This window comes from Luteimonas sp. gir (genome assembly GCF_037198055.1).
Classification (GTDB): Bacteria; Pseudomonadota; Gammaproteobacteria; order Xanthomonadales; family Xanthomonadaceae; genus Luteimonas; species Luteimonas citri_A.
This window is the reverse complement of the sequence record NZ_JBBAXQ010000015.1, coordinates 1-18,800: the sequence shown is the minus strand read 5'-3', so window position 1 is coordinate 18,800 and position 18,800 is coordinate 1. Positions and strand designations below refer to the sequence as shown.

21 protein-coding genes are annotated in these 18,800 nt (G+C 70.1%); 9 read left to right on the top strand and 12 right to left on the bottom strand.

What is annotated here, in order from left to right:
- Positions 1 to 173 precede the first annotated feature (173 nt).
- Entirely contained in the window at positions 174 to 1,016 is an 843-nt protein-coding gene (locus tag WAF18_RS15735) for an SAM-dependent methyltransferase (protein WP_337245942.1), read from the top strand.
- 50 nt (positions 1,017 to 1,066) lie between these two features.
- On the opposite strand, the gene WAF18_RS15730 is transcribed toward WAF18_RS15735, so the two are convergent.
- Positions 1,067 to 2,119 (bottom strand): MBL fold metallo-hydrolase, encoded by a 1,053-nt coding sequence (locus WAF18_RS15730; RefSeq protein WP_337245941.1) that lies wholly within the window; start codon positions 2,117 to 2,119, stop codon positions 1,067 to 1,069.
- 172 nt (positions 2,120 to 2,291) lie between these two features.
- Here WAF18_RS15730 and WAF18_RS15725 point away from each other — a divergent pair, with 172 nt between their 5' ends.
- Positions 2,292 to 2,906, top strand: coding sequence for a TetR/AcrR family transcriptional regulator (locus tag WAF18_RS15725; protein ID WP_337245940.1), 615 nt, complete (start codon positions 2,292 to 2,294; stop codon positions 2,904 to 2,906).
- On the opposite strand, the gene WAF18_RS15720 is transcribed toward WAF18_RS15725, so the two are convergent.
- Both WAF18_RS15720 and WAF18_RS15715 read right to left on the bottom strand, forming a co-directional pair.
- Positions 2,897 to 3,982 carry a putative zinc-binding peptidase gene (locus tag WAF18_RS15720; RefSeq protein ID WP_337245939.1) on the bottom strand — a complete coding sequence of 362 codons (1,086 nt, stop codon included), beginning with the start codon at positions 3,980 to 3,982 and terminating at the stop codon, positions 2,897 to 2,899. The two genes, WAF18_RS15725 and WAF18_RS15720, sit on opposite strands and share 10 nt — an antisense overlap.
- A gap of 19 nt (positions 3,983 to 4,001) precedes the next feature.
- On the bottom strand, positions 4,002 to 4,796 hold the full coding sequence (locus WAF18_RS15715; protein ID WP_337245938.1) for a transglutaminase family protein: 795 nt from the start codon (positions 4,794 to 4,796) through the stop codon (positions 4,002 to 4,004).
- Between the two features lie 134 nt (positions 4,797 to 4,930).
- Between WAF18_RS15715 and WAF18_RS15710 the strand changes: the two genes are divergently transcribed.
- Complete coding sequence (locus WAF18_RS15710; protein ID WP_337245937.1) at positions 4,931 to 6,511, top strand: glucan biosynthesis protein D; 1,581 nt, start codon at positions 4,931 to 4,933, stop codon at positions 6,509 to 6,511.
- 82 nt (positions 6,512 to 6,593) lie between these two features.
- Here WAF18_RS15710 and WAF18_RS15705 read toward each other — a convergent pair whose 3' ends face one another.
- The 3 genes from WAF18_RS15705 to WAF18_RS15695 form a co-directional block, all read right to left on the bottom strand.
- Positions 6,594 to 6,827 (bottom strand): DUF6289 family protein, encoded by a 234-nt coding sequence (locus WAF18_RS15705; RefSeq protein WP_337245936.1) that lies wholly within the window; start codon positions 6,825 to 6,827, stop codon positions 6,594 to 6,596.
- Positions 6,828 to 6,929: 102 nt separating this feature from the next.
- Positions 6,930 to 7,508: a YiiX/YebB-like N1pC/P60 family cysteine hydrolase gene (locus WAF18_RS15700; RefSeq protein ID WP_337245935.1), complete on the bottom strand. Its 579-nt coding sequence runs from the start codon at positions 7,506 to 7,508 to the stop codon at positions 6,930 to 6,932.
- Positions 7,509 to 7,518: 10 nt separating this feature from the next.
- On the bottom strand, positions 7,519 to 7,920 hold the full coding sequence (locus WAF18_RS15695; protein ID WP_337245934.1) for a DUF4878 domain-containing protein: 402 nt from the start codon (positions 7,918 to 7,920) through the stop codon (positions 7,519 to 7,521).
- A gap of 175 nt (positions 7,921 to 8,095) precedes the next feature.
- On the opposite strand from WAF18_RS15695, the gene WAF18_RS15690 reads away from it, so the two are divergent.
- Positions 8,096 to 8,737 carry a hypothetical protein gene (locus WAF18_RS15690; RefSeq protein WP_337245933.1) on the top strand — a complete coding sequence of 214 codons (642 nt, stop codon included), beginning with the start codon at positions 8,096 to 8,098 and terminating at the stop codon, positions 8,735 to 8,737.
- Between the two features lie 20 nt (positions 8,738 to 8,757).
- On the opposite strand, the gene WAF18_RS15685 is transcribed toward WAF18_RS15690, so the two are convergent.
- Positions 8,758 to 9,090: a DUF3817 domain-containing protein gene (locus WAF18_RS15685; protein WP_337245932.1), complete on the bottom strand. Its 333-nt coding sequence runs from the start codon at positions 9,088 to 9,090 to the stop codon at positions 8,758 to 8,760.
- Positions 9,091 to 9,267: 177 nt separating this feature from the next.
- Here WAF18_RS15685 and WAF18_RS15680 point away from each other — a divergent pair, with 177 nt between their 5' ends.
- On the top strand, positions 9,268 to 9,807 hold the full coding sequence (locus WAF18_RS15680; protein ID WP_337245931.1) for a pyridoxamine 5'-phosphate oxidase family protein: 540 nt from the start codon (positions 9,268 to 9,270) through the stop codon (positions 9,805 to 9,807).
- 104 nt (positions 9,808 to 9,911) lie between these two features.
- On the opposite strand, the gene WAF18_RS15675 is transcribed toward WAF18_RS15680, so the two are convergent.
- Positions 9,912 to 10,499, bottom strand: a complete 588-nt coding sequence (locus WAF18_RS15675) for a hypothetical protein (protein WP_337245930.1) — start codon at positions 10,497 to 10,499, stop codon at positions 9,912 to 9,914.
- 158 nt (positions 10,500 to 10,657) lie between these two features.
- Here WAF18_RS15675 and WAF18_RS15670 point away from each other — a divergent pair, with 158 nt between their 5' ends.
- Both WAF18_RS15670 and WAF18_RS15665 read left to right on the top strand, forming a co-directional pair.
- Positions 10,658 to 11,002: a hypothetical protein gene (locus WAF18_RS15670; protein ID WP_337245929.1), complete on the top strand. Its 345-nt coding sequence runs from the start codon at positions 10,658 to 10,660 to the stop codon at positions 11,000 to 11,002.
- Positions 11,003 to 11,064: 62 nt separating this feature from the next.
- Positions 11,065 to 11,622: a hypothetical protein gene (locus WAF18_RS15665; RefSeq protein WP_337245928.1), complete on the top strand. Its 558-nt coding sequence runs from the start codon at positions 11,065 to 11,067 to the stop codon at positions 11,620 to 11,622.
- A gap of 43 nt (positions 11,623 to 11,665) precedes the next feature.
- Here WAF18_RS15665 and gph read toward each other — a convergent pair whose 3' ends face one another.
- Positions 11,666 to 12,340, bottom strand: a complete 675-nt coding sequence (gene gph / locus WAF18_RS15660; protein ID WP_337245927.1) for a phosphoglycolate phosphatase — start codon at positions 12,338 to 12,340, stop codon at positions 11,666 to 11,668.
- Between the two features lie 161 nt (positions 12,341 to 12,501).
- Between gph and WAF18_RS15655 the strand changes: the two genes are divergently transcribed.
- Positions 12,502 to 12,798, top strand: a complete 297-nt coding sequence (locus tag WAF18_RS15655; RefSeq protein ID WP_337245926.1) for a DUF2218 domain-containing protein — start codon at positions 12,502 to 12,504, stop codon at positions 12,796 to 12,798.
- A gap of 7 nt (positions 12,799 to 12,805) precedes the next feature.
- On the opposite strand, the gene dinB is transcribed toward WAF18_RS15655, so the two are convergent.
- From dinB to WAF18_RS15640, 3 genes are all read right to left on the bottom strand, one after another.
- Positions 12,806 to 13,879, bottom strand: coding sequence for a DNA polymerase IV (gene dinB, locus WAF18_RS15650; RefSeq protein WP_337245925.1), 1,074 nt, complete (start codon positions 13,877 to 13,879; stop codon positions 12,806 to 12,808).
- Positions 13,880 to 13,931: 52 nt separating this feature from the next.
- Positions 13,932 to 16,643: a bifunctional acetate--CoA ligase family protein/GNAT family N-acetyltransferase gene (locus tag WAF18_RS15645; protein ID WP_337245924.1), complete on the bottom strand. Its 2,712-nt coding sequence runs from the start codon at positions 16,641 to 16,643 to the stop codon at positions 13,932 to 13,934.
- 108 nt (positions 16,644 to 16,751) lie between these two features.
- Positions 16,752 to 17,366: a UdgX family uracil-DNA binding protein gene (locus WAF18_RS15640; protein WP_337245923.1), complete on the bottom strand. Its 615-nt coding sequence runs from the start codon at positions 17,364 to 17,366 to the stop codon at positions 16,752 to 16,754.
- Positions 17,367 to 17,507: 141 nt separating this feature from the next.
- On the opposite strand from WAF18_RS15640, the gene WAF18_RS15635 reads away from it, so the two are divergent.
- On the top strand, positions 17,508 to 17,849 hold the full coding sequence (locus tag WAF18_RS15635) for a LysR family transcriptional regulator (protein ID WP_337245922.1): 342 nt from the start codon (positions 17,508 to 17,510) through the stop codon (positions 17,847 to 17,849).
- The last annotated feature ends 951 nt before the right edge of the window (positions 17,850 to 18,800 follow it).

The window sequence follows — 18,800 nt, the reverse complement described above, 5'->3', positions numbered from 1 at the left end:
GTGCAAACGTTCACGCCGATTCGACGCAATTGCGCAGTTCGCATTCAAGTCGGGTTTACGCGAATGAGGAACCTGCGAGCGCGGGCACGAACGCACACCGATTGCAAGCTGCGGTGAACCCCATCCGTGCGTGGTGTCGGCTACGATGCCTGCCCGTTCTTTCGATTCTTCTCGTGGCTCACCTCGCCGGCCCCTTGTTGACTCGCGACACCGCCAATGCACTCACTGCGGCGCGCGAGGCCGGCATGGCAACGTGGACCGGTTCGCTGGACCTGGACCGCAGCACCGGCACCGCGACGCTGCACGCGACGCACTGGACGTGGCAGGGCGCGGACTACCCTTGGCCCGGACCGCTGCGCGAGCGCACCGTGTACCGCTACGACGGCGATGCCTGGGTCGCGATCTCGCGCTATGGCCGTGCCTTGATCAAGCTCGTGCCCACGCCGTGGGGGCCACCGACGTTCGAGATCGACGGCATCAAGATGCTGCCCACCGCGCAGGCATCGCCACTGGACGATGCCCGCCGCAAGGTCGCCCTGGTCGCCCCGCAAGGGGCGCGCGTGCTCGACACCTGCGGTGGCCTGGGTTACTTCGCCGCGTGCTGCCTGGACGCGGGCGCGGCGCATGTGCATTCGTTCGAGAAGAACGCCGACGTGCTATGGCTGCGCACCTGCAATCCGTGGTCGCCCGATCCCGATGCCGCGCCATGGCAGGGGCGCCTGTCGCTGGTCCATGCCGATGTCGTGACGGCCATCGCCGACCTTGCCGATGCGTCGGTGGATGCCATCCTGCACGACCCACCTCGCTTCGGGATCGCCGGCGAGCTGTACGCGCGGACGTTCTACGATCAGCTGGCCCGCGTGCTGCGCCGTGGTGGCCGGCTGTTTCACTACACCGGCAGCCCGAATCGCCTCACCAGCGGACGCGATGTGCCGCGCGAGGTCACGCGCCGGCTCGAAGCGGCAGGCTTTCGCGCGGCCCCCGCGCTCGACGGCGTGCTCGCGACGCGACGCTAAGTGGCCGCTGTGCGATGGTCGTATACCGGCGCGGGCGCGCGGCGGCTTCGCTAATCGCGCCACCAGGCGGTCGTGGCCTGCGGCGCGCTCAGGTCCACGCGCTCGCCCATGCGCGGCGTCGCCAGCGTGACCCCGCGCTCGGCGGCGATCGCCACCACACGCTCGAACGGCTCGTCCCAGTCGTGCATTGCCAGGTCGAAGGTGCCGTTGTGCACCGGCAGCAGCACGCGCGCGCCCAGGTCGAGATGCGCCTGCACCGTCTGCTCGGGCTGCATGTGCACGAAGGCCCAGCGCCGGTCGTAGGCGCCGGTTTCGACCATCGCCACGTCGAACGGTCCGAAACGCTGGCCGATCTGCGCGAATCCGTCGAAGTAGCCGGTGTCGCCGCTGAAGAACAGCCGCAGGCCGGGGTCGCCGTCGGCCGCGCGGTCCTCGATCACCCATGAGGCCCACAACGTGCGGTCGCTGTCGAACGGCCCGCGACCGGAGAAGTGCTGGGCCGGCGTGGCGGTGAAGCGCAGATCGCCGATCGTGGTGCCCTGCCACCAGTCGAACTGCTGCACCTTGGCTGCCGGCACGCCCCACGCGATCAGACGGTCGCCCACGCCCAGGGGCGTCAGGAACACCGCCGCACGGTCGGCCAATGCGCGCACGGTGTCGCGGTCTAGATGGTCGTAGTGATCGTGCGACAGCAGCACGCCGCGCAGCGGCGGCAGCGCATCGAGCGCGATCGGTGGGGCGTGGAAGCGTTTGGGCCCCATCCATTGCACCGGCGAGGCACGCTCGGAGAACACCGGGTCGGTCAGCCAGAAGCCGCCGCGGAGCTTGAGCAGCACGGTCGAGTGGCCCAGCCGCCAGGCGCTGCGGTCGGGCGCGGCCTCGAGGTCAGCCGGAGTCAGCGACGAGACCGCAGGCGCATGGGCCGGCACGGTGGTGGCCGGCTTCTCGAACAGCATCTCCCACATCAACCGAACGGTCTTGGCCGCCCCGATCGGCGGTCGCGGCAGCGGATTGCGGAAGCGGCCGGCCTCCGCCTGCGGCGATGTCGCGTAGTCGGCGATGGGACGCGTGGTCCGGAAGTACGACAGCAGGCAGGCGCTCACGATGCAGGCTCCAAGGACGGAGAGGGCGATGCCAGCGGTGCGCCGTCGACGACGCGCGGGGCGTGCAGGCAAAGACGTCGGGGCGGCGGGCATTGCAGGATTCCCCAGGAACTACACGGTGCAGTGTAGTTATCGCAGACTGAATGTAAACCCTTCGGTGTAGAATTGCGTGATGGACCGCGACCCGCCCCTCGCCCGGCTCACCGATCGCAAGCACGCGGCGATCCTGGAGGCGGCGGTGGCCGAGTTCCGCGCCGCCGGCTACGAGGCGACCAGCATGGACCGCATCGCCAGTCGCGCCGGCGTCTCCAAACGCACCGTCTACAACCATTTTCCCGGCAAGGACGCGCTGTTCCTGCGCATTCTCGAGTCGATGCTCGAGCGCGGCGTCTGCGGGCCGGACCTCGCCTACCGCGCCGATCGCCCGCTGCGCCCACAGCTGCTCGAGCTGGTGCGCCAGAAGCTGCGGCTGCTCCACGACCCAGAGTTCGTGGACCTGGCACGCGTGGCCATTGCCGCGGGCATCCACTCGCCTGCGCTGGCGCGCGACCTGCTCTCCCGCCTGGGCGATCGCGAGGAAGGGGTGTCGGTCTGGATCCGGGCCGCGGCCGCCGACGGCCGGCTGCGGACGGACGACCCGGCATTCGCGTCGATGCAGCTGCAGGGCCTGGTCAAGAGCTTCGCGCTGTGGCCGCAGTTGTCGATGGGCCAGCCGCCGCTGTCGGCGGCGCAACGCACGCGCGTGGCCGAATCGGCGGTCGACATGTTCCTGGCCTACTACGGCTGAGCGACGCCGGCGCGCGCCCCCGCGCGCCGGATCAGGCCGTGGATGTATGCCATCTTCTCCAGCACCGGCGGCGCGATCGCGAACGGGTACAGGTCGGGCTGGCCCATGGCGCGATTGAGGCTGTTGACTGCATAGGTCAGCGGCAACCAGGCGTCGATCAGCCGCTGCAGGTCGGCCACGTAATGCGGGTCGAAGGTGATCTCGGTCTCCATCGTCGCACTCTCGGCAATGTCGGGCGCGATGCGGATGCCGAACGCGGCGGCCATCTCCAGCGTGTCGACGATGTGCAGGTAGTGCGCCCAGGTCTCGGCCCAGTCCTCCCAGGGGTGCATCGTCGCGTAGCAGCTGACATGGCTGTCCTGCCAGTTCGCGGGTGCACCGTTCGCGTAGTAGCGCTGCAGCGCCTGGCCGTAGTCCTGCCGATCATCGCCGAACAGCGCGCGGCAGCGGGCGAGCTCGGCCTGCCCGGCGTCGCGCACCAGCCGGTCCCAGTAGTAGTGGCCGATCTCGTGACGGAAATGTCCCAGCAGCGTGCGATAGAGCTCGCCCATCGAGACCCGCGCCGCCTCCCGGCGGGCGTCGTCGGCCTCCGACAGCGCGATGGTGATGTGGCCATTGTCGTGCCCGGTCATCACCCGCGGCCCGTCTGGCGGGTCGGCCAGGAAATCGAACGACAGCGGCTCGGGATCGCCGCTGCCGACGGTCGGTGTGGGCAGGCGCAAGCGCAGCAGGCTGTAGAACAGCCGGCGCTTGGCGACCTCGATCCGCCGCCAAGCCTGCAGCCGGTCGTCATCGGACAGGTCCGGGATGGTGCGATTGTGGCGACAGGCACGGCAGTAGTTGTCGGCATCGTCGGCAGGCAGCAGCCAGTTGCAGGCCGAATGCGAGGCGTTGGCGCAGAATCGGTAGCGCGGTCCCGACGGCGCGGCCTGCAGCCGCCAGGCCGCGCCGTCGGGGATCAGCGCGCCCAGCGTCACCTGCTCGGGTACGAACCCCAGCCGCGCGCCGCAGCGCAGGCACGCGGTGTTCTCGAAGTACAGCACCTGCTCGCAACGGTCGCACTTGAACAACTGCATGGACGGGGTTCCAGTGGGCTCAGGCCACTGCGTCGAGTTCGGTCCAGACCTGGATCGACACCGTGCGCAGCGGCCGGTAGCTGGTGAGAAAGGCGACGTCGGCGGCGTCGCGTCCGTGCGCGATTACCACCCGGCCGCCGCGCGGTGCCGCCTGGGTGGCATCGAAGGTATGCCAGGCGTCGCCCACGTAGGCCTCGAACCAGGCGTGCATGTCCATCGGCTTGAGGTCGTGCAGCCAGCCCACGACCATCCGCGCCGGAATGTCGAGCGCCCGGCACAAGGTCATGCCGACATGCGCAAAGTCGCGGCAGACACCCGCGCCTTGCGCCAGCGTGTCCTGGGCATCGGTGCTGGCGTCGCTGACGCCATAGCGATAGGCCAGATGCGTGTGGATCCAGCGCCGGATCGCCTCGACCTGGGCATGGCCGGGCGCGGCGTCGCCGACGATCTCCAACGCGCGCGCGTACATGGCCGCGCGATCGGACGGACAGTAGCGGCTGGGCAGCAGGAACTGCAGTGTCGAGGCCGGCAGGTCGGCCGGCGCGACCGCCGGCGCCTCGGGCATCGCATCGGGATCGGGCGCGGCGACCGCGCGCGTCTGCAAACGGATGCGGGTCAGTCCAGGCGGCAGCGTGAAACGCTGGCAGCGATTGCCGAAGCCGTCGAGATACTCGTCGAAGCCCAAGGCCGGATCGAAGCCTGCGCGGTCGTTGACGTGCCAGCGCGCGCGGCCGGTCCTGGGCCGCAGCATCGCGATGACGGGGGCGGCGACATCGGTCTCGATCGCGAGTTCGCAGCCTGCTCGGACGTGCATGCGGGGGAACTCGTTTCGACGGTGCGCCAGCCTAGGGGCGTGGATGTGCAGTGGCCGTGCAGGCCCGCGGCTCGCTAACGGCACGTTGCTATGGGTTGGATAGGATGCGCGCTCCACCCCCGGACCTCGCCCGCATGCAACGACGTTCGTTCCTGCACGGCGGCCTGGCGGCCCTGTGCGCGGCCGCTCTGCCGACCTCGGTTTTGGCCGCCCTGCGCATGGGCGCACCGGCCCCGTTCGACTTCGCCGCGCTCAAGGGGCGCGCCCGCGCGTTGGCCGGCCAGGCCTACACCGCGCGGCCGGCCGCACTGCCCCAGGCGGTCGCGGCGCTCGACTGGGACGCCTACCAGGCACTGCAGTTCCGCCAGGACCATGCGCTGTGGCACGAGGACGACACCCGCTACTTGGCCCAGTTCTTCCACCTGGGCCTGTTCTTCAAGCGGCCGGTCCGCATGCACGCGCTGACCGACGGCCGGGCGCGCGAGATCGCCTACGACCCGGCGATGTTCGACTACGGCGCTTCGGGCTTGGATGGCGCCACGTTGCCGACCGATCTGGGCTTCGCCGGCTTCCGGCTCAATCGGCGCAGCGATCCCAAGCGCGACTTCGCCGCGTTCCTGGGCGCAAGCTACTTCCGCGCGGTCGGCGCGAGCGGTCAGTACGGCCTGTCGGCGCGTGGCCTGGCCGTGGATACGGGCCTGCCGCGGCCGGAAGAGTTTCCCGACTTCACCGACTTCTGGCTCGAGCGCCCGGCGCCCGACAGCGACACCGTGGTCGTCTACGCCCTGCTCGATTCGCCTTCGGTCGCCGGCGCCTACCGGTTCGCAATCACCCCGGGCGAGCCGCTGGTGATGGAGGTCGACTGCGCACTGTACCCGCGCACCGCGATCGAGCGCCTGGGCATCGCGCCGGCAACCAGCATGTACCAGACCGGCGAGAACGACCGCCGCATGGCCTGGGACTGGCGCCCGGAGATCCACGACAGCGACGGCCTCGCCCTGCACACCGGCAGCGGCGAATGGCTGTGGCGCCCGCTGGGCAATCCGCGCGCGCTGCGCTTCAACGCCTTCGCCGACGACAACCCGCGCGGCTTTGGCCTGCTGCAGCGCGATCGCAACTTCGACCACTACCAGGACGACGGCGTCTTCTACGAGCGCCGGCCCTCGCTGTGGGTGGAGCCACGTGCGGGCTGGGGACGCGGCGAGGTGCAACTGGTCGAGATCCCGACTGTCGATGAGACCTTCGACAACGTGGTCGCGTTCTGGCATCCGGCGCAGCCGATCGAGCCCGGTCGCGAGCTGCTGTTCGGCTACCGGCTGTTCTGGGGCGAGGCGATGCCCGCGCGTCCGCCGTTGGCGACCTGCATCGCTACGCGCACAGGTCTGGGCGGCCGCATCGGCTTCGCGCGCAAGGCCTGGTCGCAGCGCTTCGCGGTCGACTTCGCCGGCGGCGCGCTCGCGGCGCTGGCCGGGCGCAATGCCACGGTCGAGCCGGTGCTGCAGACCACCGCCGGCCAGTTGGAAACGGTCTCGGCCCGTCCGCTGCACGCGGTCGAAGGCTATCGGGTGATGTTCGACATCGTCCCGCCGGGGCCGGGCACCGAACAGTTGGACCTGCGCCTGTTCCTGCGCGATCCAAGCACCGGCGCTGCGCTGAGCGAGACTTGGTTGTATCAGTGGAACCCGCCCCCGCCGGACGCGCGGCAGGTCTACTAGAGCATTGCGCTTGCCTCGCCGTCACCGCGACGGCACGGCACGCGAATGACGGCGGGCGGACCGGGTCCGCCCGCCGCAGCCCTCAGGGGCAAGGATAGAGCGTGAAGCCGTGCGCCCCGCCGGCATCGCCCCAGGTCTGGACCGAGCCGTCGCATTCGATCCGGCCGCCACCGACCGCGTTGCCGGCCGCGTCGTAACGCGTCCATTCCGCCCACTCCACGCCGAGGATCGGCCAGCGCGCGGCGGCGCTGCCCACCACCACGATCCCCAGCACCAGCGACACCATCGCCGCGATCACGCGTCCACGTCTGCTCATCGTGCTTGTCTCCAGTCCGTCGGAAGGATCCCCCGGCGCCAGCCTAGTGGCCTGCGAGGCCGGCGAATGAGCCGCCGGTCACAGCCCGCGATGGGGCCGCGTTCAGCCCTCGGCATCCTGCGGCAACGCCAGACGCCGCAAGCGGGGCGAACGGCTCAGCGGCGTCGGCAGCAGATAGTCGCCCTGCATCAGCGGCAGGGCGAGCCGGGTGAAACGCACCTCCAGATCGACGCCGGCGCGGCGCCAGGCTTCCCAGACCAGCCGGGTGCAGTAGGTTCCGGCCGGATCGGCCATGCGGAAGCGGGTGCCGCGCTGGCCCAGCGCCTCGCCGACCGCAGCGGCGCGCAGGGCATCGGGGGCATCGACGCGATAGACCGCATAGCCGCGGCTGCGCACCGGGTCGAGGAAGAAGCTCAGGGCATCGACGACCACGCCGTCGGCGCGCCCAGGCACTTCGGAGGGCGTCGCATGCACGACCTGCCAGGCGCCAGGACGCCCGACCAGCATGCCGACGTGGCTGAATGGCCCGCCGTCGATCGCCAGCACCATCGCGCTGACCGATTCGGTCCCGCGCCGGAATATCAGATCGCCAGCCTGCGCCTCGGCCGGCAGCGTCGGACTGCCGGCCAGACAGACGCTGGCCGCGCACAACGCCAGCAGCGCGCACCACCAGCGCCGCATCGTCTCGTCCTCAGCGCAGACGGATCTTCCACTTGCCGTCGTCGCGGACCATGTGGTGCGTCTCGGTCAGGTCCTTGCCGTTGTCGAAGACCACCCGGACCTGCACGCGCGCGGTTTCACCCTCGTCGTCGATGCTCGACTCGATCACCTCGACCTTGTCGAGGCCGTCGTTGGCATCGATCCGCGACTGCATCTCACCGACGATCATCTGCACCTTGCCCTTGGCCTGCACCATGCCGTTGGCGGGCACGTCGGCGAACGACACCTGCGCGGTGGCCTTCTCGACATCGCCCTTGGCCGCCGCCTCATAGAACGCCTGGACCGTCGCTTCGGGCTTGGCGGACGAACACGCCGCCAGCGCCAGCGTGGCGAGCACCAGGAAACAGACGGCGGACAGACGGAATCGATGCATGACGCGCTCCTCGCGTTCAGGGGATCGGGAGTGTACCGCCCGCGCCACACCGCGGGTCGTCGGCCTGCCGTGCAGGAACGACACGGTGCGGGGCGCGGCCTTGGCACCGGGCCGACACCGGCGCAGTCACAGTCGCCGGCCCCTCCCCTGTCGCCATGGCCCGAAGGAGCTTGCCGTGCTGCAAACGCTGCTCGACTACGCCCCGCTGATCGCCGCGGGCATGAGCGGTCTGACCGCGCTGATCTGGATCGTCTATCTCAATGTGTTCCTGTCGAGCTACCGGCGGCAGCACCGCCCGTCGATCCTGATCACCTCGGGTGCCGGTCGCGGCATGCACGCGCATTGCTTTGTGACCAATCTGGGCCTGGAGCCGGTCTATCTGCTCGACATCATGCTCGAGCTCACCGGCCCCGACGGCCACAGCGTGCGTGCGGTCATCCCCGAGCGCACCGAACGCTGGCAGGACCCGAGCGTGATCGAGGCCGAGGACGCACGCAGCGCGACCAATGTCGGCCCGCTGGGCAGCGGCGAAGAAAAGGACATCGGGCGATTCGGTACGATGCTCGAGCGCGCCTGCGCGGCGAACCCGCATATCCGGGCCGACATGCCGGTGCAGTGCCTGGAGATCACCGTGGTCACGATCACCGCCAGCCACGCCGAACTGTGCGGGGCGTCGCGGCGCTATCGCGTCGAGACCGGGCCCGACGGCAGCACCGAGCTGCGCCCCACCACGATCAAGGCCCGCCAACTGCAGGGCTACATGGCACGGCGCCGACTGACGCGAGAGATGGCCCGGCAGTTGGGACGCGAGCGCTGATTGCGACACCTTTTCGGGGGCTATGCGCGCGCAGGGGGCGCGGCGAGCAGGCCCCGGCGCCGGTACCACCGCTCCAGCGGTAGGGTCGCCAGCGGCGGCACTGCAGCCAGGATCGCGAGCAGCCAGGCCCACCAGGGCCAGCGCAGGCGCAGCGCCGCGACGAGTGCGACGGCGAGATAGGCGAGGAACGCCGCGCCGTGCAGGCGCCCGAACCACCACACCCCCAGGGTCGTGGTGCCGGTGCCGTACTTGAGGGCCATGCCAATCAGCAGGCCGGCCCAGGTGAACGCTTCGATCAAGGCCACCACCGCAAAGACGCGGCCGATGGGCGACAGGGCGTGCGATCTCGTCATCCGGGGCACGGTCGCAGGCCGGGTGCCAGGATGCAAGCCGCCCATCGCCGGGCCCGGCGTGGAGGCGATGGGGTCGCCGGAGTCACACCCGGATCACCGGCGCACTTCCACGCTGTCGCATCGACCGAGGCGCACCCCCTTCGCGCCTCGGCGTGCCCCAACCGATGGAGACGCCCCATGGATTCGATCAACCGCAACCAGCCCGAGGACAACCGCCAGGATCTGGCGGCTACGGCGGCGACCGCCCGCATCCGCGACATGTCCAAGGATGCCGGCGCCTGCTTCTTCTGCACCACGCCGCTGTCGAACAGCGACACCGGCGGCACCCGTCCGATGTCGATCGAACAGGCCGACGACGATGGCGTGCTGTGGTTCCTCAGCGCTGCCGACAGCCACAAGAACGCCGAGATCCAGGCCGACCCGAACGTGCGGCTGTATCTGCAGGCGTCCAAGCACTCCGGTTTCCTGGTGCTCGACGGCCAGGCCACGGTGAGCCGGGACCGCGACCGGATCGAGGCCTTGTGGAGCCCGATCATGAAAACCTGGTTCACCGAGGGCAAGGACGACCCCAGGATCACCGTGATCCGGGTGCAGCCGCAGGCGGGCTATTACTGGGACAACAAGCACGGCGACTTCGTCGCGGCGACGAAGATGGCGCTCGGCGCCGCGATCGGCAAGACGCTCGACGATTCGATCGAAGGCCACGTCGCACCGTGATCGCGCACTGGTGGCGGGAGGGTCCCGCCACCAGTGCGGCCGCGCAGATGCTGCGCAGCAGATTGAATGGAATGACCGGAAACTGGATCAGGCCGCGTCGCCGCTCATGGCCCGCATTGCCACATCCCCTCGAAGCTGCGGCTCGCGCCATCGCCGCGCTGGTAGGTCAAGGTCGCCGGGCGCGGAGGCGACTCGCCGCCACTGGGCGCCGTGCCGGTTTCGACGATATGGATCGTCGTGCCGCGTCCTGTGAATGTGGGGTTCTTGAGCATGCCGTCGAAGCCACCGGGCGCGCGCACCATCTCCACGACGTCGCCCACCTTCACCACGCCCTGCGCGGGCTCGGCGGCGCCGACCACGCCCTTGGCAAACAACAATGGCGCCTGGCCGTCTTGCGCGAAGCTGCATGCGAGCTCGCCGGCCAACGCCGCGTCGGCGATGTCGCGTTCGCTCAAGGTGCCGAGCTCGATCTGCGAGCCGTCGCCGCCCTCGGTGCCGCCCGCTGCACTGGGCGCGGCCGCGTCGGTGGCAGGCGCCTGCGCCGGTGCCGGCGTGGGCGCTTCGGGCTGCGCGGCCGTTGGCGCATCATCAGTGGGCGCGCAAGCCGCGAGCAGCATGCCGGACATCAGGCCCAGGACGGTGGCCTGAGCCGCACTACGCACGCGCGACCGGGCGAAGGGGGATGTGGACATCGAGACCTCCTGTTGGGCGGCCGCGCCTGCACGCAGCCGGGACCCTGGATGCTCGCCAACCTGGTCTTGGCATTGCGTGAAACAGATGTCATGCGATCGTGTGCATTGCGCGACCGCCATGGCGCGAACACCGCGATGATCTGCCGGCCGCAGACCGCATGACCCGCGCAGCGCCGCCGCTGAAGACCCCCGACGGCCGTTATCTGGTGGTGCGCGGGCGCCTGTGGCGCAGCACCAATCCGCACCTGGACGAGCCCGCGCGCCAGCGGCTGGTGTCAGCGCTGATGGACGCGCGCCGCGCGGTCAAGGCGGCGCTTGCGGCGGACGATGCGAAGGCGCTCGCCCACGCACGCCAACAGGTGGATGCCGCCAAACGCGGTCTGGGCGAACGCGGCCCGGTGTGGTGGACCGATGGCGCACCCGACTACAACCGGCACCTGGTCGGCAATTCGCCGTACGCGGCGTGGTTCGCGGCGCTCGCAGACGCACCACCGATGACGTAAGCGCCCTGCGTGGGCGCAACGCGTCGGCGCGTCCCCCACGCCGGCCGCGATAGCATCCCCGCATGCACGACCCCCACGCGCCGCTGCCGTTCGTTCCCCAGCGCGTGCTCGTCGCTGGTGTCACCGGCAGCGGCAAGACCACGCTGGCCCGACGTCTGGCCACACGCTGGGGTCTGCGCCACATCGAGATCGACGGCCTGTATCACGGTCCCGACTGGACGCCGCGGCCGACGTTTCTCGACGATGTCCGCGCCTTCGCCGCCGAGCCACGCTGGGTCACCGAGTTCCAGTACATCAGCCATGGCACCGACCGCATCCTGGGGCCGCGTGCGCAGCTGTTGCTTTGGCTCGATTACCCGGCGGCGCTGGTGCGTCGCCGGCTGCTGCGCCGCACGCTGATGCGCAGCGTGATGCGCACGCGGCTGTGGAATGGCAACGTCGAGCGTCCGCCGTGGCGGCTGCTGTCGCGCGATCCAAACGTCAGCCTCCTGCGCTGGCAGGCCGTGACCCTGCACAAATGGGCCGAACGCATGCCCAGTATCGAGGCGGCCTATCCGCAGCTGACAGTCGTGCGGCTGCACACTCCGGCCCAGACCGAGGCCTGGCTGCAGGCGCAGTAGCGCCAGCGACGCCGACAGCGCGCGTCCATTGAAGCGCGTCCGCTCAGAGCGCCAGCAACTGGCCGAACCGGTCGATGACGGCGCGCGCGCCGCAGCCATGCAGGTCGAAGTCGCGCCGGTAGCCGTAGGTCACCAGCACCAGCGGCGCCCCCGCGGCGATCGCCGCACCGGCATCGGCCGACGAATCGCCGACCATCAGGCACTGCCCGATGTCGACGCCGAAATGCGCGGCCAGATGCAGCAGCGGCAACGGATGTGGCTTGCGCTCGGGCAACTCGCCGGCGCCGAGCACCGCGTCGAAGTACTGCGCCAGATCCAGCGCCTCCAGCAGCGGGCCGACGAACGGCGCAGGCTTGTTGGTGCACACCGCCATCCGCACGCCGGCCGCGCGCAGCGCCTGCAGGGTCTCGGGCACCTCGGGATAGATCTGCGGATCGAGCAACAGGCAGTCGCGATAGTGCTGCATGAAGCGCGGCATCACCGTCTCGACATCGCGTCCGTCGCCGGCGTGCCGCAACGCCTTGGTGATGAGCTGGCGCGCGCCATCGCCGATCCAGCTGCGTACGGTGGCCTCGTCGACCTGGGCATGGCCGAGCTCGGCCAACAAGCGATTCACCGATGCGGCGATGTCCGATGCACTGTCGACCAGGGTGCCGTCGAGATCGAACAGCGCCACCGGCCAGGGAAAGCCTGTCGCCTTCGCGGATGCATCGTTCACGCCTGTGCCTCGTCTCGTCGTGCGGGGAAGCTGCCTAGTGTGGGCCATCGCGCGGCCCACGAGCGGCCTGCAACGCTGCGTTCGCCTCGATACGCGTGCACACGCCGCCTCGCGGGCCTATGCTCGCCCGGCGGCGTTGTTGCCTGCTCCGGAGTCCTGCGATGTCGATCACCACAACCGCCACCTCCCGGTCCAACGATGCCCCGCGCCTGCTGCGCACGTTGTGCAACCACTGGCGGCACAAGTTCGAGATCCGCCGCGACCACGACGCGCACGCCTTCATCCCGTTCGCCGGCGACGCCGCGGGCGCGGACTTCGTCGTCGAGGGCGATGCGCTGCGGATCGTGCTCACCCAGCCCGATGCCGACGCGATCACGCGCTATCAGCAGGTCATCGAGAACCACCTGCAGCGCTTTGCACGCGACGAGACGCTGAGCTTCGACTGGCAGCCGGCCTGACAACCAGCTAGATCTCCGCCTCGCCGAACAGGCCGGCCTGCTGCGGCAGGTCTTCGGGCTCGCGAAAGCCACCCAGGCCGACACCGACGAGCCGGTAGCGGGTCGAGGCCGGCAGATCCACGCGTTCGCGCAATGCCAACGCGATCCGCGTGAGCTCGGCCTGGGAAGCCGGGGGCGCATCGGGCGTGAAGCTGCGCGTGAGGATGCGGAACTGCGCGGTCTTGAGCTTGAGCACGACGGTCCGGCCCACGCGTGCGGTCTTGCGCGTGGCCGCCCAGGTCTTCTCCGCCAGCCGTTCGATCATCGGCGCCAGCGCTTCGAGCGGCAGGTCGGTCTCGAACGTGTCCTCCGAGGAGATCGACTGCACCGGCTGGTCCGGCTCGACCGGACGCTCATCGATGCCGCGCGCGCGCTGGTAGAGCCGCGCGCCAAAGGTGCCGAAACGCCGCTCGAGCGCGTCGAGCGACAGCCCGCGCAGTTCGCCGACCGTGGTCACGCCGAGCTCGGCGAGTTTCTTCTCCATCACCTTGCCCACGCCCGGGATCAGGCCGACCTTCAATGGCGTCAGGAAGGCTTCGACCTGACCCGGCTTGACCACGAACAGGCCGTCAGGCTTGCGCCAGTCCGAGGCGATCTTGGCCAGGAACTTGTTGGGCGCCACGCCCGCCGACGCCGTCAGCTGGGTCGCCTCGCGGATCTGTGCACGGATCGCCTGCGCGGTCGCGGTCGCGCTGGGTGAGGCAATCTTGGGGGCGGTCACGTCGAGATAGGCTTCGTCGAGCGACAGCGGCTGCACCAGGTCGGTGTGCTGCAGGAAGATCTCGCGGACCTGCCGCGAGACGGCCTTGTAGCGCGGGAAATCCGGCGGCACGAACACCGCATCCGGGCATAGCCGCTCGGCGGTCACCGCCGGCATCGCCGAGCGCACGCCGTAGGGTCGGGCCTCGTAGGAGGCCGCGCAGACCACCGAGCGAGCCCCGCGCCAGGCCACGACGACCGGCCGCCCGCGCAGCGACGGATCGTCGCGCTGCTCCACCGACGCGTAGAACGCATCCATGTCGATGTGGAGGATCTTGCGCACGCGCCATTATCGCCGGCGCGGCGGGCGCCGGCGCGAGGCCGACGGCCGGCGTTCAGATCGCCGGCGGCGGCTCGGCCACGATCGGCAGGCGCACGATCGCCACGGTCGCATCGTCGGGGTCTGCGGTGATCGCAAACCCCAGTTGGCGGCACATCGCCAGCATCGTGGTGTTCTCCCGCAGCACCTGCCCCTCGACCATCCGCAGCCCCTGCCAGCGGGCGTACTCGATCATGATCCGCATCAGCCGCCAGCCCAGGCCCGCGCCCTTGAGATCGGAGCGCACCATGATCCCGTACTCACCGGTGTCGTAGTTGGCATCGGCCAGCAGGCGCACCGCGCCGAGCATCTCGCCGCTGGCCGGGTCGATCGCCGCCAGCGCGATCGAGCGCGCATAGTCGAGCTGGGTGAGCCTGGCGATGAATTCGTGGCTGAAGTGACGCACCGCGCTGAAGAAGCGCAGCCGCAGGTCGTCGGTGCTGACCCGTTCGAAGAAGCGCAGGAACATCGCCTCATCCTCCGGGCGCACCGGGCGCACGAACACATCGCTGCCATTGCCAAGCGCGATCGTGCGCTCCCACTCCTTCGGATACGGGAACACCGCAAAACGCGGGTGTCCTCGGCCGGGATGCAGCCGCTGCACCGGACCCACTGCGACCCGCGCATCGACCGCAATCACGCCATCGCGATCGGCGAGCAGCGGATTGACGTCGACCTCCTGGATCTCGGGAATGTCGGCGGCCATCTGCGCCAGTTTCACCAGCAGCAGCGCGACCGCCCGTTCGTCGGCCGCCGGCACATCGCGGTAGGCCTTGAGGATGCGCGCCACGCGCGTGCGTCCGATCAACTCGTGCGCCAGACGCAAGTCCAGCGGCGGCAACGCCAGCGCCTTGTCGTCGATGATCTCGACCGCGGTGCCGCCACGGCCGAAGACCACGACCGGGCCGAAGGTCGGATCGTCGGCGATGCCGGCGATCAGTTCGCGCGCCTTGGGCCGCACGACCATCGGATGCACGGTCACGCCTTCGATCCGCGCCTGCGGGCGGGCGGCGCGCGCGCAGCGCAGCAGCTCGTCCGCGGCTTCGCGCACCGCCTCCACGCTCGCCAGGTTCAGTCGCACGCCGTCGATGTCGGACTTGTGCGGGATGTCGCGCGACCAGATCTTCACCGCCACCGCGCCGCCGCGCTCGAGCAGGGTCGCCGCCGCCTCGGCCGCCGCGTCGGCATCGGACGCCGGGATCGCCTCGGCGAGCGGGATGTCATAGGCGGCGAACAGCCGGGCGATCGCCGGCGGATCGAGCCAGCGCTGGCCATCGGCGATCGCCGCCTCGACGAGCGCGCGCGCACCGGCGGCGTCGACGTTGAAGTCGTCGGGGAGGCTCGGCGGCGTCTCCATCAACGCGCGCTGCGCCTGCTGGTGCCGCACCAGGTACATGAACCCGCGCACGGCGCCGGCCTCGCTGGTGAAGGCATGCACGCCGGCGTCGGCCAGGATCCGCCGCGCCTCGGGATGCTCGCCCACCAGTACGCCGAACACCGGCTTGCGCGCGGCCTCACGCGGATGCGCGCGCAGCGTCTCGACGACGGCGCGCGCGACCTCGGGCGGTGAGGACAGCACGGTGGGCACGTTCATGACCAGGATCGCGTCGTTGTCCCGGTCCTGCAGCAGCGCGGCGAGGGTCGCGGCGTAGCGCGGGCCGTCGGCGTCGCCGAGCATGTCGACCGCATTGCGGCGCGACCAGCCACGCGGCAACGCGGCATCGAGCGTCTCGAGCGTGGTATCCGACAGTGCGGCGCGCTCGCCGCCCAGATCGACCAAGCGGTCGAGTGCGAGCATGCCCACACCGATGCCGTTGGTCATCACCGCCAGACGGTTGCCGGGCGGCATCCGCAGCCGCGACAGCGTCGCCGCGGCGGCGAACAGCTCGTCGAGCGCATGCACGCGCAGCAAGCCGGCGCGCCGGAACGCCGCGTCGTAGACCGCGTCCGGGCTGGCCAGCGCGGCAGTGTGCGTCTGCGGCGGCTCGGCGCTGCGCGCATGCCGGCCAGGCTTGACCACCACCACGGGCTTTGCGCGTGCGGCGGCACGCGCGGCCGACAGGAACTTGCGGGCATCGCGTACGCGCTCGACGTAGAGCAGGATCGCGCGGGTGTGGCGGTCGGTGGCGAAGTAGTCGAGCAGGTCGGCAAAGTCGACATCCAAGCCGTCGCCGAGCGAGGCCACGGCCGAGAATCCGATTCCGCGCGAGCGGCCCCACTCGATCATGCCGGCGGCCACGGCGCCCGACTGCGAGATCAGCGCCAGTTCGCCCGGTGCCGGCGCATGCGCGGCGAAGCTGGCGAACAGCCGCGCATGCGGCGCGATGACGCCCAGACAGTTCGGCCCGACAATGCGCAGGCCACGGCTGCGCGCGATCTCGGCCAGCGCCGCGTTGTGCGAGCCCGGCCCGCTGCCCATGTCGCGCGTGAGCACGATCGCGGCCTTGGCGCCCCGATCGGCGGCGGCGCGGGCCACGCCGGCGACGTCGGCCGGCGGCACGGCGATGATCACCAGTTCGGGCGCAAACGGCAGCGCCTCGAGCGAGGTCACCGCCTCCACGCCGTCGATCTGCGCATGACGCGGATTGACCAGCCCGATCGGTCCGGCAAACCCGCCGTCGCGCAACTGCTGCAGCACCAGCCGCCCGAGCGAACGCGGTCGCGGGCTGGCGCCGACGACGGCGACCGACGCCGGGCGGAACACCGATTCCAGTGCATAGATGCTCATCGGCGCGCGTCTGGCCTCCCGCTGGACGAGGCCCCGACGATACACGAGGCCGGGCGCACACTGCCTGAGGCGAACCGACGCAGGCGCCGCGCCGCGCGCGATCGCGCGTCAACGCGTCAGGTGATCGGCGACGCGGGCCAGGTCCTGCGCGAACTGGCGTTCGGCCTGCACCCGGTCGGGCGCGCGGATGCGCAGCAGCGCGGACGGATGCCAGGTCGCGAGCGCGGGCCGGCCGTTGGGCAGCGTCTGCCAGGCGCCGCGTTGGGTCGAGACGCGGAAGGCATTGCCGAACAAGGTCTGCGCGGCCATTGCCCCCAGCGCGACCACCACCTCGGGCGCGATGCGCACCAACTCGCCTGCAAGCCAGGGACGGCAGGCGGCCTGCTCGCTGGCATTGGCGCGCTGGTGCAGTCGACGCTTGCCGCGCGGTACGAACTTGAAATGCTTGACGGCGTTGGTGAGGTAGACCGACGCGGTATCGATGCCGACCTGCGCCAGGGTCTCGCGCAGCAATTGCCCCGCGGGACCGACGAAGGGCTGCCCGGCGAGATCCTCGCGGTCGCCGGGTTGCTCGCCGACCAGCACCAGCCGGGCGGACACTGGCCCGCGGCCGAACACGGTCTGGGTGGCCGGTCGCCACAGCGGGCACGCGCGGCACTGTGCCGCCTCGGCGCGAAGCCGGGACAGCGCACCGTTCGGAATCGCATCGACGGGCTTGGCCATCCACGTGGAGCTGGCGGGTGCTGTCGGCTTGACGGCCATGGCGACACGCTCGCAATCGAGGTGTCTGCAGGCGGTGAGGGCGAGGGCGTGCCGGCCTGTATCGCGCTTCTCGGGCGTGACGGCGTCCACTAAGCTGGACGCATGTGCACGCCTTCCGATTTCCAGCTGCGGATCCGCCTCGACAGCATCATGCTCGGGCCGGGCAAGGCGGATCTGTTGGTAAGCATTCGCGAGACGGGATCGATCTCGGCGGCCGGTCGCCGCATGGCGATGAGCTATCGGCGCGCCTGGCAGCTGGTCGAGGAGATGAACCTCTACTTCGGCGCGCCGGTGGTGGCGACGCTGACCGGCGGCAAGGGCGGCGGCGGGGCGGCGTTGACGCCATTGGGTGACCAAGTCCTGGCGCTCTATCGCAGCATGGAAGCGAGCTGCCGCAACGCAATCGCCGACGATCTGGCACAACTGCGCCGCCTCCGCCGCTGACCCAAGACCTCCTCTGCTCTCGTCTTTCGTGCCCAGCGAGCTGGGCGCCTTGCAGCCGTATCCAGGTAGCGCCCGGAAAGCCCCATCTTCACGACCGCCCAGCGAGTCCTGCGCAAGCCTCTTCTGCAACCTACTTTGTAGCACTGTAGGACGCGAATGAAGTCGCAGCTCGAATCTCGAGCGTGAATTCGGGGGAGCGAGTGGTGGCTGCAATTCGTTGCGATGGGGTTTGGCTTCGGACGGGCAACAGCCTGGCGGCCGGAAGCCGCTCTCCCCTCGGTCAGGACATCCTGTCCTGACTCGGGCGCGCACCATCCATGGCGCGCTTGACGCGGCCACCGGCCGCCAGTCTGCTGCTCTGGGCGTTTGCAACTCGTCTTCTGGAAGGCCAGCGCCGTTCCTTCAAACAAAGCTGCGGACCTTCAATCTCATGTTCGGCGACTGCGAGGGCGGAATAGGCGAGCGAAGGTCGTTTGTGCTGCACTGCCTCACGACTTCAGCAATGCCCGGCAGCGGCGCGAGGCTGCAAAGCACGCACGGTGCTCTACCTCAGGCGCGCGCCTGCTGCGCGTCGCGGACCGATCCAGCCCATGGCAAAACCGGGGTCAGAGTGCAATTTCGCGGCTCGAAATTGCACTCTGACCCCGGTTTTCGATTCAACTTTGATCGACGGGCCACGCATCTTCGCCGAAGTCACGCGGCCAACGTCCGCAGCAGCGGACTGGCGGCCGGTGGCTGCGTCAAGCGCGCCATGGATGGCGCGCGCCCGAGTCAAGGCAGGATGCCTTGCCGAGGGAAGAGCAGCTACCGGGCGGCGGGCCGCTGGCCTACCGAAGTAAGCAGACGGCCGTCCCTTCTGAAGCCTTCCGTCGAAGTAACGCAGACCATAGCCTACTTGAAGTCGCCCTGATCGCCCTGGCGAAGCCACAAAAAAAAACCCCCGCCGGATGC

Bases quoted from the DNA above. Each gene is read 5' to 3' on its own strand.
- WAF18_RS15640 (WP_337245923.1), bottom strand. From the start codon at position 17,366: ATGGCCAAGCCCGTCGATGCGATTCCGAACGGTGCGCTGTCCCGGCTT.
- WAF18_RS15710 (WP_337245937.1), top strand. From the start codon at position 4,931: ATGCAACGACGTTCGTTCCTGCACGGCGGCCTGGCGGCCCTGTGCGCG.
- WAF18_RS15680 (WP_337245931.1), top strand. From the start codon at position 9,268: ATGGATTCGATCAACCGCAACCAGCCCGAGGACAACCGCCAGGATCTG.
- WAF18_RS15670 (WP_337245929.1), top strand. From the start codon at position 10,658: ATGACCCGCGCAGCGCCGCCGCTGAAGACCCCCGACGGCCGTTATCTG.
- WAF18_RS15720 (WP_337245939.1), bottom strand. From the start codon at position 3,982: ATGCAGTTGTTCAAGTGCGACCGTTGCGAGCAGGTGCTGTACTTCGAG.
- WAF18_RS15705 (WP_337245936.1), bottom strand. From the start codon at position 6,827: ATGAGCAGACGTGGACGCGTGATCGCGGCGATGGTGTCGCTGGTGCTG.
- WAF18_RS15645 (WP_337245924.1), bottom strand. From the start codon at position 16,643: ATGAGCATCTATGCACTGGAATCGGTGTTCCGCCCGGCGTCGGTCGCC.
- WAF18_RS15725 (WP_337245940.1), top strand. From the start codon at position 2,292: ATGGACCGCGACCCGCCCCTCGCCCGGCTCACCGATCGCAAGCACGCG.
- WAF18_RS15675 (WP_337245930.1), bottom strand. From the start codon at position 10,499: ATGTCCACATCCCCCTTCGCCCGGTCGCGCGTGCGTAGTGCGGCTCAG.
- WAF18_RS15715 (WP_337245938.1), bottom strand. From the start codon at position 4,796: ATGCACGTCCGAGCAGGCTGCGAACTCGCGATCGAGACCGATGTCGCC.
- WAF18_RS15635 (WP_337245922.1), top strand. From the start codon at position 17,508: ATGTGCACGCCTTCCGATTTCCAGCTGCGGATCCGCCTCGACAGCATC.
- WAF18_RS15665 (WP_337245928.1), top strand. From the start codon at position 11,065: ATGCACGACCCCCACGCGCCGCTGCCGTTCGTTCCCCAGCGCGTGCTC.
- WAF18_RS15695 (WP_337245934.1), bottom strand. From the start codon at position 7,920: ATGCATCGATTCCGTCTGTCCGCCGTCTGTTTCCTGGTGCTCGCCACG.
- WAF18_RS15700 (WP_337245935.1), bottom strand. From the start codon at position 7,508: ATGCGGCGCTGGTGGTGCGCGCTGCTGGCGTTGTGCGCGGCCAGCGTC.
- WAF18_RS15685 (WP_337245932.1), bottom strand. From the start codon at position 9,090: ATGACGAGATCGCACGCCCTGTCGCCCATCGGCCGCGTCTTTGCGGTG.
- WAF18_RS15655 (WP_337245926.1), top strand. From the start codon at position 12,502: ATGTCGATCACCACAACCGCCACCTCCCGGTCCAACGATGCCCCGCGC.